Source organism: Flavobacterium bizetiae (genome assembly GCF_902804475.1).
Classification (GTDB): Bacteria; Bacteroidota; Bacteroidia; order Flavobacteriales; family Flavobacteriaceae; genus Flavobacterium; species Flavobacterium bizetiae.
Genome location: NZ_CADCSU010000171.1, coordinates 1 through 5,571, shown reverse-complemented (window position 1 = coordinate 5,571; position 5,571 = coordinate 1). Strand labels below are relative to the sequence as shown.

At 32.5% G+C, this 5,571-nt stretch carries 6 protein-coding genes; 5 read left to right on the top strand and 1 reads right to left on the bottom strand.

Annotated features, from left to right (window positions below):
• Positions 1-25 precede the first annotated feature (25 nt).
• Entirely contained in the window at positions 26-2,476 is a 2,451-nt protein-coding gene (priA, locus tag FLACOL7796_RS21725) for a replication restart helicase PriA (protein WP_173972884.1), read from the top strand.
• A gap of 1 nt (position 2,477) precedes the next feature.
• On the opposite strand, the gene FLACOL7796_RS21720 is transcribed toward priA, so the two are convergent.
• Positions 2,478-3,176 carry a LytR/AlgR family response regulator transcription factor gene (locus tag FLACOL7796_RS21720; protein ID WP_055097960.1) on the bottom strand — a complete coding sequence of 233 codons (699 nt, stop codon included), beginning with the start codon at positions 3,174-3,176 and terminating at the stop codon, positions 2,478-2,480.
• A 177-nt stretch (positions 3,177-3,353) separates the two neighbouring features.
• Between FLACOL7796_RS21720 and rpsF the strand changes: the two genes are divergently transcribed.
• From rpsF to FLACOL7796_RS21700, 4 genes are all read left to right on the top strand, one after another.
• Positions 3,354-3,695 (top strand): 30S ribosomal protein S6, encoded by a 342-nt coding sequence (gene rpsF / locus FLACOL7796_RS21715; RefSeq protein WP_007810575.1) that lies wholly within the window; start codon positions 3,354-3,356, stop codon positions 3,693-3,695.
• A gap of 5 nt (positions 3,696-3,700) precedes the next feature.
• Positions 3,701-3,997 (top strand): 30S ribosomal protein S18, encoded by a 297-nt coding sequence (gene rpsR / locus FLACOL7796_RS21710; RefSeq protein ID WP_002987043.1) that lies wholly within the window; start codon positions 3,701-3,703, stop codon positions 3,995-3,997.
• Positions 3,998-4,064: 67 nt separating this feature from the next.
• Complete coding sequence (rplI, locus tag FLACOL7796_RS21705; RefSeq protein ID WP_173972883.1) at positions 4,065-4,505, top strand: 50S ribosomal protein L9; 441 nt, start codon at positions 4,065-4,067, stop codon at positions 4,503-4,505.
• A gap of 145 nt (positions 4,506-4,650) precedes the next feature.
• Positions 4,651-5,124, top strand: coding sequence for a DUF6495 family protein (locus tag FLACOL7796_RS21700; RefSeq protein ID WP_065449577.1), 474 nt, complete (start codon positions 4,651-4,653; stop codon positions 5,122-5,124).
• Positions 5,125-5,571 lie beyond the last annotated feature (447 nt).

The following is a 5,571-nucleotide window of genomic DNA, read 5'->3' as shown; positions in this document are numbered from 1 at the left end:
TTTCTAAATCTTATAAAATATCCGCATGTTTTTTGTCGAAGTTGTTTTACCGCTTTCTTTAGCCAAAACCTTTACTTATCGTATTTCTGAGGCCGAATTTCATTTCATAAAAAAGGGAATGCGCGTTGCTGTACCTTTTGGTAAAAGTAAAATATATACGGCGCTGGTAATTGATATTCATCAAAACGAACCAAGTTTGTATGATGCTAAAGAAATTCATCAAATATTAGACGAAAGACCTATTGCAACTGAAATCCAGATTAAACACTGGCTTTGGGTGGCTACTTATTATATGTGCGGAATTGGCGATGTATATCGCGGAGCTTTCCCTAGCGGATTATTGCTTGAAAGTGAAACTGTAGTTTCGCATAAACCGGATACATTAGTAAATGATTCTGAGCTTTCTGATGACGAGTTTTTAATTTATGAAGCACTGCAACATCAGAGTTCGCTTAAGGTTGGGGAGATTGCTTCAATTTTAAACAAAAAAAATATTTTTCCGATTCTTCAAAAATTAATGACAAAGGACATTATTGTTTTAGAAGAAGAAATGAAAGAAAGTTATAAGCCAAAATTGGTTCGGTACGTAAAACTACATGCCAAATACGAATCTGATAATGGTTTAAATGAACTATTAGAAGTTTTAAAAAGCGCTAATAAACAGAAGGAAATTGTTCTGGCTTATTTTCAATTAATGGCTTCTGAAAAGAAACCTATTACGGTAAAAAAGCTGGTTGAGGTTTCGGATTCAACTTCTGCTACGGTAAAGGCTTTAATCGATAAAGAAATTTTCGAAGAATATCTTTTGCAGCACGATCGTGTTTCGTTTTCCGGACAAGCATCTGAAAAGCAATTATTGTTGAGTGAAGCTCAGAATAGTGCTTTTGAATCCATTAAAACTAGCTTTTTAGATAAAGAAGTTTGTTTGCTTCACGGTGTTACATCCAGCGGAAAAACAGAAATTTATATCAAGTTGATTGAAGAGTATTTGGTAACAGGAAGGCAGGTTTTGTATCTATTGCCGGAAATTGCGCTTACGACTCAATTAGTATCGCGTTTACGACTTCATTTTGGAGATAAAGTTGCTGTTTTTCATTCTAAATATAGTAACAATGAAAGAGTTGAGGTTTGGAGGCAAACACTCGAAAATGCTGAAAAAGCTCAAATCGTAATAGGAGCAAGGTCGGCTTTGTTTCTTCCTTTTAATAATTTAGGGTTATTAATTGTTGATGAAGAACACGAGCAAACTTTTAAGCAAACTGATCCAGCGCCAAGATATCACGCCAGAGATGCTGCGATTGTTTTGGCTAATTTTCATAATGCAAAAGTGCTTTTGGGATCGGCGACGCCAAGTATCGAAACCTATTTTAATACTCAAACAGACAAATACGGTTTGGTTACGCTCTCAGAACGTTATAATAATGTTCGAATGCCCGAGATTCTTTTAGTTGATCTAAAAGACAAACATTTCAGAAAACGAATGACGGGGCATTTTAGTGATATTTTAATCGAAGAAATTGCAGAAGCTTTGTCTTTGGGTGAACAAGTGATTTTGTTTCAAAACAGACGTGGATATTCTCCTATAATAGAATGTATGACTTGCGGGCACGTTCCGCATTGTCAGCAATGCGATGTGAGTTTGACTTTTCATAAACATAAAAATCAATTGCGTTGCCATTATTGCGGGTATGCTATCGCAAAACCAACGCATTGTCATAGTTGTTCAAGTATTGATTTGACTACAAAAGGTTTTGGTACAGAGCAAATCGAGCAGGAATTGGTATTACTTTTTCCAAAAGCCAAAACCGGCAGAATGGATCAGGATACAACTCGTGGTAAGTTTGGCTTTGAAAAAATAATCGATTCGTTTAAAAACCGTGAGATAGATATTTTGGTAGGAACACAAATGCTTGCCAAAGGTTTAGATTTTGACAACGTAAGTCTGGTAGGAATTATGAATGCAGATAATATGCTGCATCATCCTGATTTCAGGGCTTTCGAACGAAGTTTTCAAATGATGACACAAGTGGCAGGAAGAGCCGGAAGATCAGAAAAACAAGGAAAAGTAGTTATACAAACTTATAATCCTAATCATAATACAATTCAGCAAGTTACAAACCATAATTATGTAGGTATGTATAAAGAGCAATTGTATGATCGCCAAATTTATAAGTACCCACCTTATTTCAGGATTATTAAACTAACGCTGAAACATCGTGAGTTTGATAAATTGAAGGAAGGTTCGATGTGGCTGTATCAGGTTTTGAGTCAGAATTTGGGTATTCCTGTTTTAGGACCTGAGGAACCGGCGATAAGCAGAATCAGAAATGAGTACATCAGAACGATCCTGATTAAGATTCCTCAGAATATGCCTTTGGGGGGAACAAAAAAAACTATTCAGAAAATGTTGAATAGTTTTGAGGCTGTTGCTCAGTACAGAGCTATAAAAGTTATTGCCAACGTCGATTTTTATTAAATTATGACGACGTTGATAATGCTTTGACTAAATCTTCTTTTTTATTTCGGCTTAGCGGAATTTTGGTAATACCAATTTCAGCAAATTTGCTGTTAAATCGTTCTACCTTGTCGATATTAATAATATAAGATTTGTGTACACGAATAAATTTCTCCTTTGATAAGTCGTTTTCAAAAGATTTCATTGTAGAAAGTACCAGGTTACTGTCATCCTCGGTAACCACTCTTACATAATCTCCAAAAGCTTCAATCCATTTGATTTTTGCTGTGAAAATTTTAAGTTTTTTAAGGTTGCTCTTGATGAAGATATGTTCGCCTTCTTCTTCTTTTACATCTTTTTTAAGCAAATGCATATCAATTGCTCTCTTTACAGAGGCATTAAAACGGTCTACGGCGATAGGTTTTTGCAAATAATCGGTAGCATCATAATCAAACGCTTTTAAAGCATACTCTGCTTTAGAAGTAATAAATATAATTTGGGGCTTAGATTTTAGCCCGTCAAGAAAATCAAACCCATTAATAACAGGCATTTCGATATCTAGAAATATTAAGTCGATATTATTTAGAGAAATACAGCTTTTTGCTTCTATTGCATTAGAAAAGTCCCCGATTAAGTGCAAACCTGGGTGATTATTAACTAATTTTGCAATAATGGTCCTTTGTATAGAACTATCATCTACAACAACACAGTTTAGTTTCATAACATTAAGATTTAGAATAAATTCAGGATAGCAGTAGTAAATGTATTATTTTTTTGTAAAAAAAACTAAAAACAGCCTGCATTTTTTACATTACAACGAATAAAAGTAAAAAAGTGTTGTATATATAAATTAAATGGTTACTTTTGCACCCAATTTTAACAAATAAATATTGTATTTATGAATCATTATGAAACTGTTTTCATTTTAAATCCCGTTTTATCTGAGGTTCAGGTGAAGGAAACAGTAACGAAATTTGAAGAATTTCTTACTAGTAGAGGAGCTGAAATGGTATCGAAAGAGGATTGGGGTCTGAAAAAAATGGCTTACGAAATCCAAAACAAAAAAAGTGGTTTTTACCATTTATTCGAATTCAAAGTAGCTGGAGAAGTTCTAATTGCTTTTGAAACTGAATTTAGACGTGACGAAAGAGTTATGCGTTTCTTAACTGTAAGTTTAGACAAACATGCTATTTCATGGGCGGAAAGAAGAAGAGCTAAATTAAAATCTACTAAAGCGTAATTATTATGTCTACAATCGAACAATCTGCAAAAGGAAAAAAAGACGGAGATATCAGATATTTAACGCCTTTAAACATTGAAACTAACAAAACTAAAAAGTATTGTCGTTTCAAAAAATCAGGAATCAAATATATTGATTATAAAGATGCTGATTTCTTATTGAAATTCGTTAATGAGCAAGGAAAAATTCTTCCTCGTCGTTTAACTGGAACTTCATTAAAATACCAAAGAAAAGTTTCTGTAGCTGTAAAAAGAGCTCGTCACTTAGCTTTAATGCCATACGTGGCCGATTTATTAAAATAATATTAAAAACAAAGTTGTTGGTTTCCGGTAAGATGGAACCTAACTTCTCAAACATAAGGACAACAACATGGAACTTATTTTAAAACAAGACGTACAGAATCTAGGATTTAAAGATGATGTAGTTACTGTAAAAGCTGGTTACGGACGTAACTTTTTAATTCCTCAAGGTTTTGCTGCTTTAGCAACTCCTTCTGCTAAAAAAGTTTTGGCTGAAAACCTAAAACAAAGAGCTCACAAAGAAGCTAAAGTTGTTGCTGATGCAAAAGCATTAGCTGAAACTTTAAAAGCTCTAGAAATTAAACTTACTGCAAAAGCTGGTGGAGAGAAACTTTTTGGTTCTATCACAAACATCGACATTGCTGAAGCTTTAGAAAAATCTGGTAACGCTATTGATAGAAAATTCATCACTAGTGGTATCGTAAAACGTACTGGAAAATATGCAGCTAGCATCCGTTTACACAGAGATGTTATTGTTGAATTACCATACGAAATTATCGCTGAAAAGTAATAGTTTTATATACTATATAAAAATCCCGATGAGAATCGGGATTTTTTTGTTTAATGAAAGATTATTAGAATAATTAGACTGAATGTTGGATGGCTAGAGCATATCGCTTATAGCGTACAGCGTAAAGCATAAAGCCTAAAAGAAAATGAAATACGCAAGATTAACAAAAGAGCAATTTGATGAATTGCATGCAGAATTCGCTAATTTTTTAGCTACACAAACCATTGATAAAGCAGAGTGGGATTCTATTAAAATAAATAAGCCAGAAGTGGCAGAACAAGAACTAGACGTTTTCTCTGATTTAATTTGGGAAGGTGTTTTATCGAGAGCCGAATATTTAGAGCATTTCTCCAGAAACCATATCTTTTTGTTTAAGTGTTTTGAAAAAGATGTACAATCTATCGTTTTAAAATCATTAGTTCCTGAAACTGATTTTCTGACTAAAGATGGTTTACAATGGTTAAGCGATAATATGTTTACAGAGAATATAGAAATGAAAGTAGGTAAAAAAGTATTTACGGAAGATCGTAATGCCTCTATTTTCGAACTTATTCAGCAAGGAGCATTTTTAAGCGACGGACAATTATTTACTCAAATCAATACTATTATTGAATCGTAATTTTTGTAGCTCTATATTGTGAAAAAGGTAAATCATTGATGTTAAATTATTTACCTTTTTTTAGTTTTTTAACTTTTGTTTAAACTTTTTTGCTTTTTTTACCCCGTATTTCTACTTCTTTTTTTTGAATAGTGTAAAGAATCTCTTTTTTTGAAATAAATTGTAGGTTTTGCTTTTCAAATCAACTTTTTTTACTGCATTTCAATCGATTACGAGTCTTTAAAAGTAATCTTAAACTTACTTTTGTAAGTTTTAACACAAATTGATTTTGCTTTTTTGTGATATTTATAACAGTCGTTTTTATGTTAAAGGCGTAGGTTTTTCTGATGTTTTGATAGTTTTTTATGATTCAGATCTTTTTTAAATTTAAAAAAATAAGAATTTTATACTTGTTTTGCATTTTTGTTTTTTCTAATTTTAGAATACAAAAGTTAAACAAAGTAGTTT